The following is a 19052-nucleotide window of genomic DNA, read 5'->3' as shown; positions in this document are numbered from 1 at the left end:
GATGTTGCCCGAATTTATCCTTTGTACTTGGTAACACTCATCACTGTCGGCGTCTGCGTGTGGCCGCTGATAATTGATCCAACAACCTAACCTACCAGAACAGCCTTTCCTGCTGCAGGCGCTCATGCTGAATTCGTGGCCGGTCATAGGCTCCGGCGTGCATTGGAATTTTCCGGCGTGGTCCATCTCTGTCGAATGGTTTTGTTACATCCTGCTGTTTCCTTTGCTATTGCTTCAAACAGCGCCGGCGCGCAAAGCCATACGAAGCCTTCAGCGAACGCGCCCCGTCCGGATAATCCCGTAAACTTTGCTCGTCACTTGAAGCATCCGGTGCTGAGATGTGTTTGATTACATCGGCCATTTGCTCAGGAGTACTATCTGGAGCTGGAGCCGAAGCCGTCGCATAATTCTAGACACTTCTTTCTGCCCGCCTTACTTTAGCGCACGCGCTTTCGGATAGGAAACGCCCTGAGCAAGGATCTCGCATGGCCGCCTCCCGCTCCACTCTCGAAATCGCTTCGGCCGAGATCAAAATTCCCGCGGCGCTCCGGAATGTATGTGTGGCGTTGTACGCGGTGAACCTGACGCTGTGCCTGACGGTGTATCTTGGGCATGGCTGGATCTACGATCGGAACGGCCTCGGCATCCCGACGGACTTCATCAGCTTCTATGCGGCCGGGCATCTCGTGCTCGACGGCTTGCCGGCACAGGCCTTTGACTGGGAGATCCTGAAGCGGATCGAGGTCGCGAAGCTCGGTCGGGATTTTGCCGGTGATCTTCCCTGGCATTACCCGCCGCCGTTCTTCTTCGTCGCATCGGTGCTGGCGCTGTTGCCCTATTCGGCGGCGTATCTCGGCTGGGTTGTTGCCAGCCTCCTCCCTTATGTTGCGGTCGTGCGCGCGATCGTCGACCACAACTTCGGCGTTCGGCTTGCGCTCGCCGTTCCGCTCGTCCTCATCAATGCGTGGGTCGGACAGACCGGCTTTCTTACCGCGGCGTTGATCGGCGGCACGCTCTATCTGATCCCGATCCGCCCGGTGCTTGCCGGTATCTGCCTCGGGCTATTGACCTACAAGCCGCAATTCGGCCTGCTGTTTCCGATTGCGCTGATCGCGGCCGGGCATTGGCGCGTGTTCGTCAGCGCCAGCCTCACGGCGGTCGCGATGGTCGTCGTCTCATGGCTCGCCTTCGGCACCGAGAGCTGGCTGGCGTTCTTCCACTGGTTGCCGAGGTCCTCGGAAGCGGTCCTGACCGACGGCAGGGCGACATGGTGGAAGTTGCAGAGCTTCTACGCGATGGTGCGTTATTTCGGCGTCCCCGAACAGCTCGCCTGGGTATTGCAGTTTGTCCTCACCGCGTCCGTTGCGGCGGCGGTGGCGCTGATGTGGCGAAGCCGCCTGCCCTATGCCTTGAAGGCCGCCGCGCTTGCCGCGGGGACGCTGCTGGCCACGCCCTATATTGCCATCTACGACATGGTGGTGCTCGCGATTCCCGTCGCCTTCGTCGTCCGCATCGGATTAAGGACCGGCTTTCGCCGTTACGAACTTCCGGCACTGGGCGCCACGGTCGTCGTGATCGCCTGTTACTTCACGGGCACGCCGACGGGGCTCGGCGCAACGCTGATTGTTTCAGGCCTTATCCTTGCTCGTGCCGGTTCGTGGTGGCGGCGTGAGCCGGCGCCAGCTGTGATTGCGGCGGGCGTATAGGCTCCTCAGCAGGGGCCGACTGCCGTTCTCATCATGGGCGGCATATCGGCTCAGAGTTCGCCCGCCAGTTTTAAGCGATCCGACCGGAGGCACTCGACCGCGACAGATCAAGGCCGTTTTGCATACCTTGGTGCCAGAGAAGCCTCGAGTCATGGCCTCGGCGTCAAACCGTCGAAGTCCTGCGCGTTCGACATTGTGATTGAGGGAGCCGCGCCATGCAGCGATCCAAATCAGCGCCATGGGCATATGCACTCAAACGAAGATCGCATTTCACCGAATGACACGTTCCGGGACCAATTTCTCTGGGATTTGGTGGTTTGCGAAACGAAGCCATTGCGGTTGAAACGCTAGGCCGCGCATTTGGATGATTCGGAATTGCCAGTGATCCAAAACAACTCGAAAGGAGCCCGCTTGGAGCTTGCGGGAGTTTGGATTGCAGAGCGCGGCTGGCAGTCAGCTTTGTTTGGCCGACTGGAAACCAGCAGGATCTGCGCGATCTGCCGCCAAAGCGCGGTCTCATAGCGCCCGAGGCTCTCGAATAGGCCGTTGTCAAGATTGACGAGCCGCTGGAAGCTGTGGGTTAGATATCGCGGATCGGGAATTGACGGGGTGTCGCAGGATTGGTCGTCGTGCCAGCCGTTGGCGGTGACATCACCCCGCTCAAGGACGCGAAGGTGCAAGGGGGATGCCCCTGCCCTGATCTTGCAACCGGCGTTTTCGCGCCGATCGCGCAAAATCTCGGCCTGGATCCGAAGCAGATCGGTCTATCGAGGTGGCGCGGCGGAGCCGCCACAGCAGCGATGCCAGCCGAAGCACCAATTCGCGCTCGACTGCGGTCCGGGCGTCGTTATCAGCAATGATGGCGGCTTCGAAGGCGCGAAGTCATCGGTATCCTCGGCCAACTCGACCACGGTTTCTGCACACAGCCCGTGCCGGACAGCGTCTTGGCGCGATCTCTTTGCCCTCCGCGGTGCTGGGACCGGTGCTTCGGAGGGCGTTGCGCCGGTTCGCCTCGATTTGTCGAAGACGGGACTAGCCGCCGACTAGCCTTGGGAAGAATAGAGTTTCCTCGGCCGCTGGGTCGAACTTTCTGGTTACCACCGGTTTTCCAGCGGAATTCTCGTTGCCGCTGTAAAGCCAACGCCTGTTACCTGCCTACAGCGCTCTTCTGCTTCCTGCAGCGCCTGCGGGTTATTCGGATCAAAGTCGTAGCGCGTATCGCCATTGTGGTCCATCACGACTTGGGTTGCCATTGCAAACACTCCTCGGGTTCGCATCAGTGAACAAAACTGCAATCGCAGAATTTCTGAAAGTTCCTATCGGTACAAGAATGATCGTCGACAATTTTGGGAAGCTAGTGGAGCTGCGCACCCCGTCCCGATCCCCAAGGGATTGAAAAATTTGCCATAGCCGCGGGGCCGCGCCTCAATAGCGCATGCCCGAACTGATCCGCCGCCCTCATCCCAAACGCTCCGACACTTGGCACGTCTACTAAAGTGACGTTCCGGTTGGCACGTTCGCGGTCCAGCCGGCTTGCCGATGCACGCCAAGCAATGGCACTGCGGCTTCTAGCCCGTGTCGCACCGCGGGCAGCGTCCTTCCGGCTACGGATCAAGCTTCGAGCAGGCGCGGGCCGCCTTTGAGGCCGCGTGGAAAGACTACCTTCCGCGATGCACACAAAACGGACTTCAGCGAGTATCGCCGTCAATGTGCCACCGCCTGGAAATACGCGCGACGCCGACCTGCCGCTATCGGTAAGCGATCGCCACGTTCAAGATGCGCACATGCCGGCGCTCAGGCTGCCGCGGTACCGTATTTCTACTTAGTGGCCGGAAGCCAGCTTCGTCGGTCTTGTCAGAGCGTTGCCTTCGGAGCATGCTGATGCGTCGTTTGATTATTGCGCCCAATTTTGCAGGGGGATTTCATGAAATACATGATTGAATACACCGTCCGCACAACTGGCCTTTCCTTTGACCAAAACTTCGCTGGGTCGGAGGCGCTCCTCACCGCTTTCAGCAAATGGAAACCGGAAGACGAGAAGGGTCTGACTATCCACGCGTTCGTGGCTAATCTGGCAGGACGCGGCGGCTATATCCTAGTTGAAACGAACGATCCCAAGGCTATCACCACCTTCGCCGCGAAGTATAACTTCTGGAATGATGTGAATATCACGCCGGTACTCGATATCGGAGAATCCGTTCCAATAAACGCGGTTTCGCTCGCGTGGGCCAAGCAAGCGTCGAAGGCATAATACGAAGACGCGGGAGCGCCCCGATCCGAACGATCGGGGTGCTTTTTCTGACAACCACCAATTTGTCCGTAGCGTTTGAGGACCAAACATGCTTTCCGAGCAATTTAAGAAGCAGCGCGCTCAAGCCGTGCGAGAGTTGGCAGACAAAGCCGCCGATCCGTTTATCAAGAATCGCCTCCAGGACTTGGCGGCGAGATATGAGGACGGTGGCCGTAAAACGCCTACATCGCTAACACCAGTCGACCTGAAATTCGAAAGTCGTGGCACCAGCTCTGAGCGATAAGCGATTGAACGAATGTCTGGCTTGCTCAAATACATCGAATGGATGAGCCGAGGCCGGCGGACCGATCGGATTGCCTACGTCATGAAGGAATGGGATTTGCCCCAGCCGCTGCCTGGCGCAGAATGGCAACCCGACGCAAGGTTCAGCGCCGCTGACGAACTTCTAAGCAATCCGGATCTGAAGACTGTCTTCAAAGAGGCGTTGGAAAAAGGCGCGGCATTATATTCGGGACCAACATCTGACGATGAAATACGCTGACACGCTCCGGCTTGCTTCACCCATTTGGGTTACGTTGTGATTATTGAACCTCAGCGCTCGTAGTATAAACATATCCCTGCCGGAAAATTTTCAGTCCGGGGCTAGGCCGACGCCGCTCAGCGATCATACTCCGCTTGGGCGGCGTTGTGCGTTGGGGCGGTCGGAGCCTCGCTGTCGCCGCCGGAACCAATCGCCCACCACTGCGTGGTGTTAGAGGCAGGCAAGGAAAAGCAAACGTGAGCGACTTAGTTGTGGTCATGGTCGTTGAAGACGACCCGCTGCTTCGGGTGTGATCGAAGAGGCGCTCACAGATGGCGGTTTTGGAACGGCCATTGCCACCTCGGGCGAAGAGGCTTTGACACTGCTTAAAGGTGGAAGTAGCAAATACCGAGCGCTTGTCACCGACGTCAATTTGCTTGGCAAGATCGATGGATGGGAGGTTGCCAAAGCGGCCCGAGAAATCGACCCTGCCTTCCCAATCATCTACATGACCGGAGCGAGTGCCGATCAGTGGCCCTCCAAGGGCGTCCCCAACAGCATCCTAGTCGCCAAGCCGTTTGCCCCGGCGCAGCTTGTGACGTCGGTTGCAAACCTGCTCAATGCACCGCCAACTACGGGATAAGACAAGGCCGCTTCGAGGTGCGATCGATGTGGAGATGAGATGAGATGAGATGAGATGAGATGAGATGAGATGAGGCCCAGCACCCAAGGGCACTAAGACCGCCCTTGCCTCCCGGCGGCCTTGGGGGCGGGATCGCCAAGGAGAGCGCCTTTCAAAATCTGCCAGGGCCTAGATCGTTCTATTACCCGCGAGTCGGGAAAAAACGACCCCGCCGCCTTAAGGGGGACGTGCGCTGAGGTCGCGCATTCCTGGTATCCCCAGATGTCCTTTCAAACGCGGGTCCATTGCCACTTGCTCCCGGTAGAAATATCGATTTTCCCGAATTCGCTGTTCCGCGATGGCACCGACTGGTAGCATTTTTACCGGCGCTCCTGCTAAGCGCTGGGTTTGAGTTTTTCTCAGGCCCGAAAACCTCGTCCGAGGTCCGACTGCCACGGACGTGGTTTCTGATGCTGAGATTTTTTAATTATTGTCCGGGCTTTATATGTTGGCTTTTCACAAAGCAGCCCTGTTCATCGATGGCCTGAACCTGGATTTCACCGCCAAGGCTCTCGGCTTTGAAATCGATTTTAAACGCCTCCTGGCAGAGTTCGCGAGGCGTGGAACGTTGGTCCGCGCATACTACTACACCTCAATCATCGAAGATAACGCGAGTTACAGTACAACCCGGCCGCTCACAGACTGGCTGACTTTCAACGGATTCACGGTCGTTACTAAGGCAGCGAGGGAATCTATCCGAGGCAAGCGAACGAAAATGTCGCCTGTCAGCGAGAATGACCTAGCGGCGCTCATGGATCTGGGCTTCGTCGAGATGCGAGAAGGAATACCGAGGCTCACCGGCTTGGGGGGCATCGTGCTCGAATGAGCCCTTCGATCTGGACCGGCGATCGGGGTGTGGGAAAGCTCGTCGTCAGAACGGGAGAGCCCGCTAACTGAGGCGGGGCTATCGGCGCTTACCGGAGGACGTGAAGGCACTCCCCGCGCTCGTCAGGTGGCCGCTGCAATCCCTGTAACCAGTTGCGTGGTGGCGGCAGACGTGGCGCTGTCGTATTTAGCGGCTGCTTCGACCTTCAGATCACTAATACTGACCCCTCCGCTCACCTGATCAAGATCCCCAAGGCTCATTTCCTGATTAACTTTTTTGGTAATGGTCGGGTCCGGCTCTTTCAGAGAGAAGAAGAGGCGCTTGGCAAAGATCTCGTTGCTGGTCCGGACGACGCAGGTAGCCTGCTGCATTGAGCTTTGGCCGGGCAACCTCAGGGTCGACCTCATTCAACTGCCAGCGTTGCTGTTAGAGGTGATGACCTCCCCAATGCGAGTGTCGGGCGACGGCCTGCGTGCTCGACAAAAATCGACGCTAGTTGCCCTTTTTAGCCTAACCCTGAGCAACGGCCGAGACTGATATCCTCAAGGCCCGCATTGCTCGCTCGGCGTTAACGGTGTGATCGGCTCGGCGCGCCCAGACGTAAGGCGTGATCTCACCACCTCAAATGCACAACGCCACCCAGCGGAGTATGATCGCTAGGTGGCAAGTAACATGCCGTGATCGTGTGACACGCGCTGGACACGTTGGCCACCCTGTTTGGCCCGTCGTTGTATCAAAACAGGCACATCAATCCGGTGCTGTCCGTTTCGCAAACTTCGAGCCCTTTACGTCTCCTCGTCCGGATGCACATGTAGGCGCTCCGAAAGCTATGCTGCCGCAGGCCGTCTTCGGCGCGCGGCCCGACGACGCTTCCTGTTCAGGCTAACAAACCTCATCTGCGGCAATGCTGGTGGCGGCACCGGCCTTACAAGTTCTTCCGTCGGCGTTTCCTCTCCGGCGATCACTTGAATCGGTGTTTCGAGGGAAGCTAGAAACGTTCGGCCGGCATCAGTGATATGCCACCCGGCTCCGTCCCGGAGGACAAATGATTGACTGAAGATATCGAGGCCCGGCGCGCGCATGGCCAAGCGCTTCGTCCGGTCTGTCCAATCTGGGCCGCTAGAGACGAGAACCACAACTGCGCGCTTAAGATCGGCGAGCGAAGCGCGACCGCCCGGATGACCGGCCAATACCTTCAATATTGTAATCTGAAAACTCACCACACGCCTCGAGACGCAACGGAGTTTCTTTAAAAGGCAAAAACTATCTCGCTCTCTCGCCGAGAGTCAGTTAAATGTGGAACATACATTCGATAGTGCACAGGTTTTTTTGGAGTGCATCCTTCGTGGAGCCCGGGGCGGAAGTTCGTAGCTTCCCCTCGGCTGCTATATCTTGCTGGGACCTTGGACTCGCGCCGGTCATCGCTCGTTGAAGCAGGGGCAATTGGAATGGTCGGCAGGGGGCCGTCCGGCTTTTCAAGTTTCGGGCGGCCCCATCTGCTCCATGAAGAATTGCAGCGGTCTCACCCGTTTGGTCCGGGTGCGCAAGCCGATGGGCCCTTTTTGCCGGACGTAGGAACTAATTGCCGAGCATCTCGATCAATGCTGCGAAATAGTTCAACAATTTCAACCGCCAGCAAATTGGCATTTTGCTTGCTACGATTCTCTGTGTCCTGAACGGAGGTTTAGATGTCCCTTCCTATCACAGCCGGTGCCCAAGCGGTCACACATGCGAACTCGAACGCAACATCAAACGCTAATTCGCCCGCTAAAGCCGCTCGCGAACTTCTGGCGGCGAGCCCAGACTCTCAAGCTGCGGAAAGTCCCTTTGGAAAGCTCGTAATGCAGATCGCTAAGGGCGGCACGCCGACCCCGTAGGTCGCGAGATTTAAATCGAACGGGTCAGCCATCTTCTATCGGTCTCGCTTCATTTCGCAAATTTGACGGAGCAGGAATCTTGCCTGGGTTCGGCGCGCCCCTGTTGGTCATCGGGGCGTTCGTGGCTTGCTGTTCGTTAGAGATGGCACCTGAAGCGAGCCGTTCCTCAGCTTCGTAGTATTCGGGCGAAAACTTAATTGACCATCGCGCAATGAAAGAACGCATCTTGAGAGTGGGCCTTGCGACGCCGAAACGGTTCGCACCAAGCAACGTGCCGAACCACCTCGACATGGATTCGAGGCTGGCGGCGCCGTCCGAGCATCTCAAGCGCCGCGACGCCAGCAATTTCTGCCTGACGATAGCGAGAGCCCGCCTTTTCGATCACATACAGGCGCTTGATGGCTTGATAGATCCTGAATGCAAACTGAACCAAAGTGTGTTTTCTGGCCTGAGGCCATGCGGCCGGGTACACCGGAAGCACCAACAGCTTGCTCTTGGCCACGACAGTAGCCAGCGGATGGAAGACCTGCATCCAGGCTGGCCAGGACGCAAGCTTGGCAAACAATATCGCGTGCATCGCCGTTGCGGTCCCGAAAGAGAGCGGGAGCCAAATCACCGCGCCCAGGATCACGAGCAATGCTGTGTTCGGTGTGAGATGCCGGCATTTCCGGAACATCCATGCCATGCCGCCTTCAAAGGCAATATGGACAGCTTGTTCGAACGCCCGATAGCTCAACTTCCGCCGAAGCCAAGACCAGTTACGGCTTATCAGTCTGCTCCACTGTCGACGCTTCGACTCGGACAGCGGAAGCAAGCGCAACGAGCCTCTTATGAGCACAACGGTAACATCGCCGATACCCTTGGCCACAAAGAACGGAAGCCAGATAATCTGCATTGCAATCGGGAAGGCGAAATCGAGTAGCCGCATCAAGATTGAAAAAAAGAGCTGCAGCAATTTGTTCACGGAGAGCACGGCGAGAACAATTGGAATGATGATCACGTCATCACGGGCACCGTTGAAGCGGCTTTCCTCGTTATGCACCGGGTCATAATGATGATTCACGACACAATGTTCCGGCTCAAGACAGGCGATCGCGGCGGGCCCACATTACCACACCGTATCGGCTTGGGTGATCCAGCCTACCCGAGCCAACACACGATCGCGCGGCCCGAAAAGCTCCTTCATCCCAGACAACCGCATCCTCCGCCCCAAAGTGAACGCTGGCCGTTTCTTGCCATGGCCGGGGCGCTCTGGTTGAATCAAGTTGGTCTGTTGGTTTGCGGCATGCCCCGCGATCACCCCACAGATCTCTTCGGAAGTCCGACAGTCGGGTGCCAATCAGAACGGGGGCGCCATCGCGCGACAGACGGGCGGCGGATCAGCAACTTGATCTATTTCTCGTGCCGGCTTCTGAAGATGCGGCTACCCTGCCCGAGCTGCTGCGACGGACGGTTTGGCGGGATTCAATGACGTCGAGGCCATAGACGGACTGGACTTACCTCGTGCCCCTCCCAGTCATTCCTGCAATTCCTGCATGTTGCTCCAGCGCGCCATCATCGACGCGGCCGGCTTATTTCTGCCGAAACGCGTGATTGAACGACATGACGAGCGGCCCGACGACGTAATCGAAAGCGGTACGCTGGATGGTCGGGATCATCACGGTCGCGGGCATGCCGGGATAAAGCTTGATGTTGGGCAGCGCCGCCAGTTCGCCCTCGTCGATCCGGACAAAGGCTATGTAATACGGGTTATTGGTTTTCGGGTCGGTGAGGCGGTCCGCCGATACCTGGACAACATCGCCATGAACAATCGGGACAATACGCTGCTTGTAGGCCGTCAAATGGACCTCTGCCCGCATGTTCGGCTTGATGTCGCTGATGTCCTCGACGGCAATCTGCGCTTCGATCGTGAGAGCATCTTCATCGGGCACGATGTCGAGTATCTTCTCACCGCGCTGAACAACACCGCCGACCGAGAAGACCGTCAATGCCACGACCCGCCCGGAATAGGGTGCGCGGATCTCCATACGGCCGAGCACCGCCTTGGCATTCATCGCCTTCGGGATCACCTCGAGCATTTTGGCTTGGGTGTCACGCAGATCCTTGGTGATATCGGCCATCCGGTCGTTATCGAGCTGGGCGATCTGCTGTTGCTGTTCCGCAATCGCCTGGCGGGCCTTGGCGATACTCGCGCTGGCATCGGCGATCTGTCCCTCGAGGCCAAAGGCGCTGCGCTCTAGCTGCAGGATACGCGGCCGGGCGATCAGTCCCCGTTCCACCAGCGGCGCGATGTCCTTGGCTTCGGCACGGACTGAGGAAATTTGATCGGTGTAAGCTTTCACCTGTGCCTCGCCGCCAACGATCTGCGAACCCAGCTGATTAATCTTTTCTCGGATAACACTGCGCTGTCCTTCAAGCGCTGCGCGGCGGCTTTCGAACTGGCTGACCTGGCCGTTCCATACGCTCTTGAAATAGCTGTCCTGGGTCTTGAGGTCGTCCGGCATCACCAGTTCGGAGCGGCGATCGAGTTCGCTGAGCAAACGGGCCTCGGTGGCACGAAGCACCACGTATTGTTGCGACAGGACGTCATACTCTGCCCGCGCCTGCGTCTCATCGAGTACGATCAGGACATCGCCGGAAATGACCCTTTCACCTTCCCTGACGCGCATCTCCTTGACGATGCCGCCGTCGAGATGCTGGACGCTTTTGCGGTTTCCATCAATTTTCACAACCGCATTGCCGACAACGGCGCCGTTGAGCGGCGCGGTGTAGGCCCAGGCGCCGATGCCTCCGAAAAAGACTGCAATGATCAGCCAGCCCGCAAAGGCCACTTGCCTGATGGAATCGCTTGGGGCCCCATCCGCCGGCCTGACATTCGTGGGATTGAAATCCGGGCGTATCCCCCGGCCTGCGGCATCCAAAAGTGCCATTGATCGTTCCTAGCTCGCGGTCCCCTGGACTGCGTGCACAGGCACGGCCCTCGTGAGACGATTCATGATTTCGTTGCGGGATCCGAACATTTCGGCGATGCCGTCCCGCAGCACCAGGATCTTGTCAACCACGCCAAGGGTGGCTGGTCGATGCGAAATGATGACCACCGTCGTTCCACGCTTCTTGAGCTGCAAAACGCAATCGGCGAGTGCGGCATCACCATCCGAATCAAGATTCGAACTCGGTTCATCGAGCACGACCAGGCTGGGACTGCCATAGACCGCGCGCGCCAGACCGATGCGCTGGCGATAGCCGCCGGACAGGATGGCGCCGCCTTCGCCGACCTGGGTATCGTAACCATCAGCCAGCCGAAGGATCATTTCGTGCACGCCAGCCATCTGGGCCGCGAGTATGGCTTCCTTGTCTTCGCCATCCTGGAACCGGCTGACGTTGGCCGCCACCGTATCGGCAAACAGCTCAATGTCCTGCGGCAGATAACCAAGGTACTGGCCTAGCCCGGCTTTCGTCCAGATCGAGACATCCGCTCCGTCAAGACGTACAGCCCCTGCGTTCGGTCTAACCACGCCGACGATGTGGCGCGCCAGCGTCGACTTTCCCGCACCCGACGGGCCGATGATTCCCAGCACCTCACCAGGTTCGATTTCGAAACTCACTCCGCGCAGAATAGGCTTCGGGGTAAGTGGAGCAACGTAGGTCAGGCCCTCGACAACAAGGCGCCCTTTTGGCCGCGGCAATGTGACACCGGTCTCATAAAGCGGATTGCCGGCCAACAATTCACGAACACGCAAGAACGCGCCTCTGGCAGAAACCAAATTGCGCCATGATCCGACGATCTGCTCGACCGGCTGGAGCGCACGGCCAAGCAGGATGCTTGCGGCGAACATCGCCCCGACCGTGCAAAGCCGCTCGATCACAAGATACGCGCCAAGACCGAGAATCAACGACTGCATGGTCAGGCGCAGGAAGCGGATGATGCTCTGCATGGTGGCCGCGCGGTCACTGGCCGCGACCTGCCGGTCCAGCATGCGGTTGCGATCGCGGCCCCAGCGTCTGAGCAGGCCTGGGGTCATACCCATGGCGCGCACCACCTCGGTATTACGCAGGCTCATCTCGGTGAAACTATAATTGCGCGAGGCTGCCTCGCCCGATTCAATTAGCGGCGGTTTGACGATCCGTTCGTTGAGCAGCGCCATGAGGATGAGCACAACGGCACAACCAAACGCGAACGCGCCAAGCGCTGGGTGCAGCGCAAAGATCACCAAAATGTAGATCGGCGCCCAGGGCAGATCGAAGACCGCATGGATTCCAGCGCCGGTAATAAACTGGCGAAACGTATCGAAATCTCGCAACAGCTGGCTCCTGGCACCGCCAAAACTCGCCGATCGATCAATAATCGCGGTCATGATCCGGCCCGCAATCCGCTGATCCAGGCGAATGCTGGCGCGCGTCAGAACGCGGGCACGCACGGCATCAAGTCCCGCCAGTGCGATGTAGGCCAGCAGCAGCGCGATCGTCAGCATCACCAGCGTGACCTCGCTGGCGCTCGAGATTACCCGGTCATAGACCTGCAGCATGTAAAGCGGCCCGGCCAGGTAGAGCAGATTGATCGCCCCGCTGAAAATAGCTGCCGTAACGAAATAACCTTTGCAGCTCTGCAGCAGGTGCCGGAGTTCGTCAGGCCCTTTGGGTGAAGTACTCAAAAAATTCGGCGGAAATCCGCGCCCCTCTTGCAAAAAAGACGTCTGCCGTGGTCCGGCAGCCAACCCGCGTGGTATAGCGCGGCTTGCTCATGATCTTTAACTTATTTGAAATGATGTTTAACACGACGCGCCGTCCGCGAGTAAGCGCTACCTCACGAGCGCTTGAGCCCGTGAGTTTACGGGGACGCATCGTAAGTCCTGATTGGACGTTCCTTGCAGCTGAAGTTCAGGCTCATTGCAGCAGCAATCGGAATTTTCTCCGAGCACTCCTGGGGTCATCGCTTTTAGGGAACCGACGTCCTAACGGAGGCAATACCCCGTTAGGACGCCGCCTGCTCTCTCCGCCTAGACCGTGCCAAAGTTATTATAATGATCAAGCTGGCTGTGCAGGGTGCTCGCCGCAAGATCAGTGTGAATAGGCTGTCCAAGCACCACCACGTCGATCGGACTGGTCCAAAGCGGCGCGTTCGTCTTTATCGCGGTGCCGCTCGTGAGGTCATCCTTCACAGATAAGGTAGTAAAATCGATCGAATCGAAGTCCGTCGTACCTGGTTTTGCCTGGGTAGCGTCGAACCAATTGATCGCCTGATTGATATCGTACTTCGCAGTGCCGGCACTGCCGTCACCGATCGCGTTTCCTTCGAGGTAATTCAACCAGGTCGCTACTAGATCGCGGCCCAGCATAAAGCGTCCATCCTGGGTCTGCTTGGCCGAAGCGTTCAAGAGTGTGAGCGCATCGGCTGTCGAGATGAACAGAACATTTTCTCCGCCATCCTCGATGCCATTTTTGTTGTAGTCGCCTATCAGCAGGCCCTTCTGATCAGCTCCGTTGGCAACGCCGTCAAGGTTGGAATCCACATTGTACGTGATTTCACCATTGGCAAAGCCATTCGTTCCGGCTTGCTTGGGCTCGTTACCTACAATGCCGTCCCAGAACTTGGTCCATTGACTTTGACCGGTGCTCTGTGCCCAGAAGCCCGGCGTACGAACGCCCGGTCCCAATTCCACAAGGATGTGCGCATCGTCAGAGTCGGGACCAGTCTGGGTCGTTGTTACGCTCGCAATGTTATCAAGGCTGCCGTCGCCGTTGACACCCTGGGTATCGAGTTCGCTCTGAGTGATGATATGGTCGTATTTGTATATCCACGTTTCATTCACTTCGAGGATACCGTCCCCGTCATCACCGGTGAGTACGGCATCATCGGCTGTTGTAAGGGTTAAGTGGTTGGTGTCGAGCACCACGGCCGCGCCGCCTTCGAATGTGTCCTTTACCACCACATTTGTCAGATCAACGTTCCCAGTGTTCTCTACCGCGACCGTATAGTGAATCACGTCCCCGGCGTGGTCGGCATGACCGTCCGCAACTACGGCATCCTTGACGATCGTCAGGTCCGGGTTCTGAGCAACCGTGGTGGTCGCATCGTCCTGCTCCGGGGCTGTCTGGTCGGTATCGACCGAAGCCACGTTGACCAGGTTGGCGCCCGCGTTCATCTCGGCCTGCGTCACCGTATGGGTCGCCGTGTAGTGCCAGGTCTCATTGGTCTCCAGCACCCCGTCGCCATCGTCGCCGCTTACAAAGGTCAGACTGCCGGCATCGGCGAAGGCATCGGTCACGACCGGGTTGGTCAGGTCGACGTTGCCGCTGTTATCGACCGTGATCGTATAGTTGATCACCTGGCCGGCCGCATTCACCGAACTCTTGTCGGCATCCTTGACGATCGTCAGGTCCGGCTGCGGAAGGTGATTGCCGATCGGATCGACCGTGACGACCTGGCCCACGGTAGTAATCGTGGCAGTCTCGAAGGCCCCGGTGGTCTGCGTCTGACCTGCCGGCGTTACTTCGTCAAGCTGCCATGTGCCGAGTGGCACACCATTGAAAGTATAATTGCCGTTGGCATCGGTGACTGTGGATCGCTCGCCTGCGTCGAGCACGCCATTCTTGTTGGCATCGATGAAGATGGTGACGCCTGCGACACCACCCTCGCCCGCATCCTTGATGCCGTCGGAGTCGATGTCATTGAATTTGGTGCCCCTCAGGGTCCCTGCCGACTGCAGGTTCCACTCCTCGAAGCCGCTTGCGGCGACATAATCCCCACCCAGCGAGCCCATATCAACGTAGAGATACATGTAGGTTGTTGCTGGTTCGAGGCCGGCAAATTTAGAGACGGGAACCAGGACTGCGTAATCGTCGGTGCCGCTTCCGGTCGACACTTCGCTCAATTGCAGCGAGATATCGCCGGCGGGACCGCCATCCATGCTGTAGACAAGATTCTGCGTGAAAAGCGTCGTCGTGCTTTCGATAGTGCCGCTTGTCGAGGAGTAGATCTTGAACTGGTCGAGGGAGATCTGGCCATCAGGGTTGCTGTTTGCCTCGTTGAGATCGACGCGGAATTCGTAATATTGTACGCCGTTAACGATGGTGATAGGCACCGTGGATAGAAGGACTGTGTGGGTCTTCGACGCGCCGATGTCTTGATTGCTGGGATCGATCGGGGTTGTGTCATCGGAATTGAAGCCCTGCTCATTTCCGGATTGCGAAGGTGTCGGGCTTATGGCGAGGAACGTATTGTAGTTACCGGTGCCCGAGCCGACATTGGCAGAATCCTGAAAAATCGCACCGTCGATGGTGGTGGATGAACCGGCGGCTTTCAGATCGATGATGGTGGCCATGATCAATTTTTCCCTAAATTAAACAAAAATCTGCGGAGCGTTGGCCTTAAAAACTGGCCGCCAAAAATCGACAGTCCGCTCAGCGAGTGCTACCTACTTGCGAAGAGCAAAAAACCCGGAAAACGCCTTGCGGCGTCTCCGACTTAGCAAAATATTGGTGCTGTACACATTACTTGGACGTCCTCAACCCCTTGCCTCTTAATACAAAATTAACTAGCTGGGGCGGGCTTGGCGTTGATAAATATCACAAACCCCCGTTTTTTCTGCTTGGATCGCTGGTCGGGCCCCGCTGGTGGCAGACGGAAACAATTAATTAGCTTTCGAGTATTGATTGAATAGCGCTAAATTCTTACTCCGACATTCGATCGTCAACCGATGGCCAAACCGAAAGCCCCCACTGCATCCAACGTCCTGTCGGAGTTACCCGAGGCAATGACCTCGGAGCTCTTTGAAGGTGCTATTACGCAAAAACTGTCGGACGGCAAAGCGCTGTTTCGTGCCGGCGATGTCGGGGACGGCTGCTACCGCATCAAGTCCGGCCTGGTAAAAGTTGTTGTAGCTTCGCAATTCGGGGAGGAGCGCATCATCTCGCTCTTGGGTCCCCATGCCATCGTCGGCGAACTTTCGATGATTGACGGCGGGCCGCGCTCAGCCTCGGTGGTCGCAATTTCGGACTGCTCGCTATTGTTCGTCAGCCGGGACAAGTTTGAGAAGTACGCCGAGACTCATCCTGAGATAACCAGCTATCTGGTGAGGACCCTGGCCAAGCGACTGCGACAGGCTGACGACGCATTGGCCGCGTCAACATTTCTGAGTGTTAGAGCGCGATTGGCTCGCGCACTGCTCAACCTCGTGGAATACGTGGGCCAGGAGAACGACGGCAGTATCGAATTGCGGCAAAAGATAAGTCAGGGCGATCTTGCGGCGATGGCGGGCGTGGCACGAGAGAATGTCAGTCGAACCATGAGCGATTGGCGCACGCGGAATATTGTTACCCGATCATCAGACTACTACTGCATCATCGATCGGGCTGCGCTGGCCAGGGAAATGGAGGCGAGCAGCTAACGCATGGTGAAGTCGGTTTGGACCGTGACGACGGACCATTTTTCTTCTCGTGCCCTGGACCAAAGCAGCAAGCGAGCTGCGAATCGAGCCCGTTCTACTTTGCTGGGGTTGTTTTCGCGATTTTGTGTCTGACCCTGCAGTGTACCGCGGAAGGGCTGGCCTGCACCGCTGACGCGGCAGGTTGGCGCGTGCCGGCGCTATTTCGTTGGTGTTGCCGACGGCTTAAGCGCCAATGCCGCATCGGCGCTCTTAATCAACCCGCCTGCTACTTGTTTGGCGGCATCCGGTGAGAAAGCGTACCCGTTCTGGTTCTCCAGGCGATGGTTTATGATCATCAGCACCAATCCACGGCCGCTTGTATCGGCGGTCACCGTAAAGTTCTTTGGGATTTCAAATCTGACTTCATCCGGATTGGTCTTCGGAGCAGGTACCGGATCGGCTTTGGGCTGGGCGGCGGGCGGTGTGGTTACGCTTGCCGCGGACGCCGATGCGGCCGGAACAGGGACTGACTTTGTCGGCTCGAACGCTTTCTTGGCTTGTCCCAGCAATTGGATAAGTTGATCCACGCATTCCCGCGCAAACCGAAGCTCCAGGTCGCCGGTATACTTCCCCGTGCTGGCTACGATGACCTCTTTATTATCGTCGGAAACCATCGACGATCTAACTTCGCTGACCCTGATAGCCATTTGTAATTCCTCCCCACCCGGTTACGCATCCTGCACAACACCCGCCATCGAGCAACCATCAAAGCCGACCAGCCATGATCATCTCCACACCCGACCGGCATTGGTTTTGCCAATTTGCCAACTACTTAACGGAACCCGCAGTATCCCTGCGGATCCCAGACCAACCCAATTGTTGCCCTTGGGGCCCACACTTCACGATTTACGACATCCGACACTTCGGACGAACGGTCGAACAATCCCACTCCGCGCATTCACGCATGCCGTCCGTTGCGGGCGTGAGATATTTTGGACGACAGAGCACGTTTTAGGTCCTAATGCCACGTCGAGCATCAAGATACAGCAATGCGTCGGCATTGACGCTGGACAATTGCGCGCGGTCCGCGGCGGGGTGCGAAACAACAATGATTTGATATGGATTGGCCGAGCGCCCATAAGTCGCGAAACGGTTGGAACCGGTCAGCGGCCAGCGTGTTGTTGGCGTGCCCGGCTCACCTCCGCCACTTATTCACGACCAAAGTGAACTCGGGCTCGCTACCTGAACGGTTGTTGATCTTCTCTTTCTGGAGGTCGCAATGACTAAGGTGGGTCGCAGGGAGGCTCGTAGCGGACGGGTGTTGGCAATCGCAGCCCTCGTGGCGCTGTTCGCCGCACCGCAAACATGTCTCGCGTATGACGGTCCGACTTTTCGCAGTGGGCTGTGGAAGTTTGAGCGGACACTCGAGACCGATGGCAAGCAGACCAATCGATTGCAAACCAGTGGCCTGCCAATCGCCCGAGAAATGACCCGCTGTGTTAACCCAACCTCCGCGATGAAAGCGCAATACACACCATTTGGAGTCTGCAAACCCAAAAACTTTCGGAAGACAGATAGCGGTTATGTTTTCCAGAAATTCTGTGGAAGCGGTGCACCAATTGAGACCCAGATCGATGTGAGGGATGACGGTGCATACACGTTGATCAACCAGGGTAATATTGGAAAGATGTCGACGAAAGAGACTGTCGTGGCGCAAAGGGTTGGCGATTGCCGACACACGAGAAGTTAGCGCCAGACACTTCCCCGATATAGCCCCGAGAAAAACCCGGCGATATGAACCGCCCCTCAGCTATCCTCGTCCGGGTGCAACCACTTTACTTACAGGGTGTGATCGCACGCACCGCGGTCAGCTTGATTATGCGCACCGCTTGATAATGCGCACTAAAGGCTAGCGTTCGCTTCGCATGTAAGGGCTTTGTTCGGAGATGAGCTTTAACTCTGTGTCGGCACTTATGTGTTGGTGAGGATCTACGCGGGATGAGTTGTCCCGGCCGCCCCAGAGAATCGACACAACCACATACATGGCGAGCATAGCGGCGCTTATAACCAAGAAGTCACGCTTCATTGCGTCCTCGACTGGAGGCAGGAATCCGGCCAGCTCTTCTGGCGTAATCCAGACCAGATCGTTCCGTTCCCTTGTCCCCGGCCGATTTTACGTGCGCGCCATTTAGATCGACGATCGCGTAAACCGGGAATTCTAGAGTGCAACCCTGCCTTTCCTCGCCCGGATGCCCCCTTCTCGCCAGCTCAAATGCACAACGCCACCCAGCGGAGTATGATCGCTAGGTGGGCGTTGGTATTTCCGTGGTCGGGTGCTGAAATCCCGGCAACCAACCGTAGCAAATGACATGCCACAATCATGTGACCCGCGCTGACCCCCGTGGACGCCGCTTTCAGCCCTCGTTGTCTCAAAGGAGGGCACATCAATGGGTACTGTGCCGGTTTCGGAAAGTCGAGCGCTTGTGGCTGGATGTCGCCTGGCGTGAGAACGCCTGATTAAGTTTTTAGCGGTAGCATCGATCGCCCAACGACGGCGACGCGGCCCGATGAAGTCGATGCTGAAATTCGATCAAACGACTCTCGCCAACATGACGGCGGCCCTTGAGTATGTTTGCCGGAATGAGCTGCTGCCGGTTTGATGGACACCTCGTTAAGCTAATCCCACCTTACGTTCGAACTCAACTGGGCTGATGTATCCGATCGTCGAATGACGCCGGATGGCGTTGTACAACAACGTTTGAGAACGCCCACAGGACCGTTCTTCGTGAGGTTCTTTATCAGCATCATCCTTGGTTTGGTCGCC

At 57.4% G+C, this 19052-nt stretch carries 12 protein-coding genes and 2 pseudogenes; 7 read left to right on the top strand and 7 right to left on the bottom strand.

Annotated features, from left to right (window positions below; translation table 11 throughout):
• Nucleotides 1-485 precede the first annotated feature (485 nt).
• Nucleotides 486-1706, top strand: a complete 1221-nt coding sequence (locus JQ624_RS31830; protein WP_212422857.1) for a glycosyltransferase family 87 protein — start codon at nt 486-488, stop codon at nt 1704-1706.
• A 1032-nt stretch (nt 1707-2738) separates the two neighbouring features.
• Here the strand turns inward: JQ624_RS31830 and JQ624_RS31825 are convergent.
• A pseudogene (locus tag JQ624_RS31825) lies at nt 2739-2959 on the bottom strand (hypothetical protein).
• 671 nt (nt 2960-3630) lie between these two features.
• Between JQ624_RS31825 and JQ624_RS31820 the strand changes: the two are divergent.
• The 4 genes and pseudogenes from JQ624_RS31820 to JQ624_RS31805 form a co-directional block, all read left to right on the top strand.
• Nucleotides 3631-3957, top strand: coding sequence for a DUF3303 domain-containing protein (locus JQ624_RS31820; RefSeq protein WP_212422856.1), 327 nt, complete (start codon nt 3631-3633; stop codon nt 3955-3957).
• Between the two features lie 295 nt (nt 3958-4252).
• Nucleotides 4253-4498, top strand: coding sequence for a hypothetical protein (locus tag JQ624_RS31815; protein ID WP_212422855.1), 246 nt, complete (start codon nt 4253-4255; stop codon nt 4496-4498).
• Nucleotides 4499-4787: 289 nt separating this feature from the next.
• On the top strand, nt 4788-5120 hold the full coding sequence (locus JQ624_RS31810) for a response regulator (protein WP_312014525.1): 333 nt from the start codon (nt 4788-4790) through the stop codon (nt 5118-5120).
• A gap of 484 nt (nt 5121-5604) precedes the next feature.
• Nucleotides 5605-5851: pseudogene (locus tag JQ624_RS31805) on the top strand (NYN domain-containing protein); the annotation flags it as partial.
• 256 nt (nt 5852-6107) lie between these two features.
• Here JQ624_RS31805 and JQ624_RS31800 read toward each other — a convergent pair.
• The 5 genes from JQ624_RS31800 to JQ624_RS31780 all read right to left on the bottom strand — a co-directional run bounded on the left by JQ624_RS31800 (nt 6108) and on the right by JQ624_RS31780 (nt 15184).
• A complete protein-coding gene (locus JQ624_RS31800) occupies nt 6108-6356 on the bottom strand; it encodes a hypothetical protein (RefSeq protein WP_212422853.1) in 249 nt (82 codons plus the stop codon).
• Between the two features lie 1699 nt (nt 6357-8055).
• Nucleotides 8056-8925, bottom strand: coding sequence for a hypothetical protein (locus tag JQ624_RS31795; RefSeq protein ID WP_249130222.1), 870 nt, complete (start codon nt 8923-8925; stop codon nt 8056-8058).
• A gap of 508 nt (nt 8926-9433) precedes the next feature.
• Complete coding sequence (locus tag JQ624_RS31790; RefSeq protein ID WP_312014524.1) at nt 9434-10693, bottom strand: HlyD family type I secretion periplasmic adaptor subunit; 1260 nt, start codon at nt 10691-10693, stop codon at nt 9434-9436.
• Between the two features lie 108 nt (nt 10694-10801).
• A complete protein-coding gene (locus JQ624_RS31785) occupies nt 10802-12475 on the bottom strand; it encodes a type I secretion system permease/ATPase (RefSeq protein ID WP_249130228.1) in 1674 nt (557 codons plus the stop codon).
• A gap of 384 nt (nt 12476-12859) precedes the next feature.
• A complete protein-coding gene (locus JQ624_RS31780) occupies nt 12860-15184 on the bottom strand; it encodes an SdrD B-like domain-containing protein (RefSeq protein WP_212422851.1) in 2325 nt (774 codons plus the stop codon).
• Nucleotides 15185-15559: 375 nt separating this feature from the next.
• On the opposite strand from JQ624_RS31780, the gene JQ624_RS31775 reads away from it, so the two are divergent.
• The gene (locus JQ624_RS31775; protein ID WP_212422850.1) at nt 15560-16249 is read left to right on the top strand and encodes a Crp/Fnr family transcriptional regulator; all 690 of its coding nucleotides are present in this window, start codon (nt 15560-15562) and stop codon (nt 16247-16249) included.
• 197 nt (nt 16250-16446) lie between these two features.
• Here the strand turns inward: JQ624_RS31775 and JQ624_RS31770 are convergent, their stop codons facing one another.
• Nucleotides 16447-16935, bottom strand: coding sequence for a hypothetical protein (locus JQ624_RS31770; protein WP_212422849.1), 489 nt, complete (start codon nt 16933-16935; stop codon nt 16447-16449).
• Between the two features lie 572 nt (nt 16936-17507).
• On the opposite strand from JQ624_RS31770, the gene JQ624_RS31765 reads away from it, so the two are divergent.
• Entirely contained in the window at nt 17508-17978 is a 471-nt protein-coding gene (locus tag JQ624_RS31765; protein WP_212422848.1) for a DUF3617 family protein, read from the top strand.
• Nucleotides 17979-19052 lie beyond the last annotated feature (1074 nt).

It is taken from the genome of Bradyrhizobium sp. AUGA SZCCT0283, assembly GCF_018130385.1.
GTDB lineage: Bacteria > Pseudomonadota > Alphaproteobacteria > Rhizobiales > Xanthobacteraceae > Bradyrhizobium.
This window is presented reverse-complemented; position numbering and strand designations above follow the sequence as displayed.

Bases quoted from the DNA above. Each gene is read 5' to 3' on its own strand.
- JQ624_RS31765 (WP_212422848.1), top strand. From the start codon at position 17,508: ATGACTAAGGTGGGTCGCAGGGAGGCTCGTAGCGGACGGGTGTTGGCA.
- JQ624_RS31815 (WP_212422855.1), top strand. From the start codon at position 4,253: ATGTCTGGCTTGCTCAAATACATCGAATGGATGAGCCGAGGCCGGCGG.
- JQ624_RS31830 (WP_212422857.1), top strand. From the start codon at position 486: ATGGCCGCCTCCCGCTCCACTCTCGAAATCGCTTCGGCCGAGATCAAA.
- JQ624_RS31780 (WP_212422851.1), bottom strand. From the start codon at position 15,184: ATGGCCACCATCATCGATCTGAAAGCCGCCGGTTCATCCACCACCATC.
- JQ624_RS31770 (WP_212422849.1), bottom strand. From the start codon at position 16,935: ATGGCTATCAGGGTCAGCGAAGTTAGATCGTCGATGGTTTCCGACGAT.
- JQ624_RS31775 (WP_212422850.1), top strand. From the start codon at position 15,560: ATGGCCAAACCGAAAGCCCCCACTGCATCCAACGTCCTGTCGGAGTTA.
- JQ624_RS31800 (WP_212422853.1), bottom strand. From the start codon at position 6,356: ATGCAGCAGGCTACCTGCGTCGTCCGGACCAGCAACGAGATCTTTGCC.
- JQ624_RS31820 (WP_212422856.1), top strand. From the start codon at position 3,631: ATGAAATACATGATTGAATACACCGTCCGCACAACTGGCCTTTCCTTT.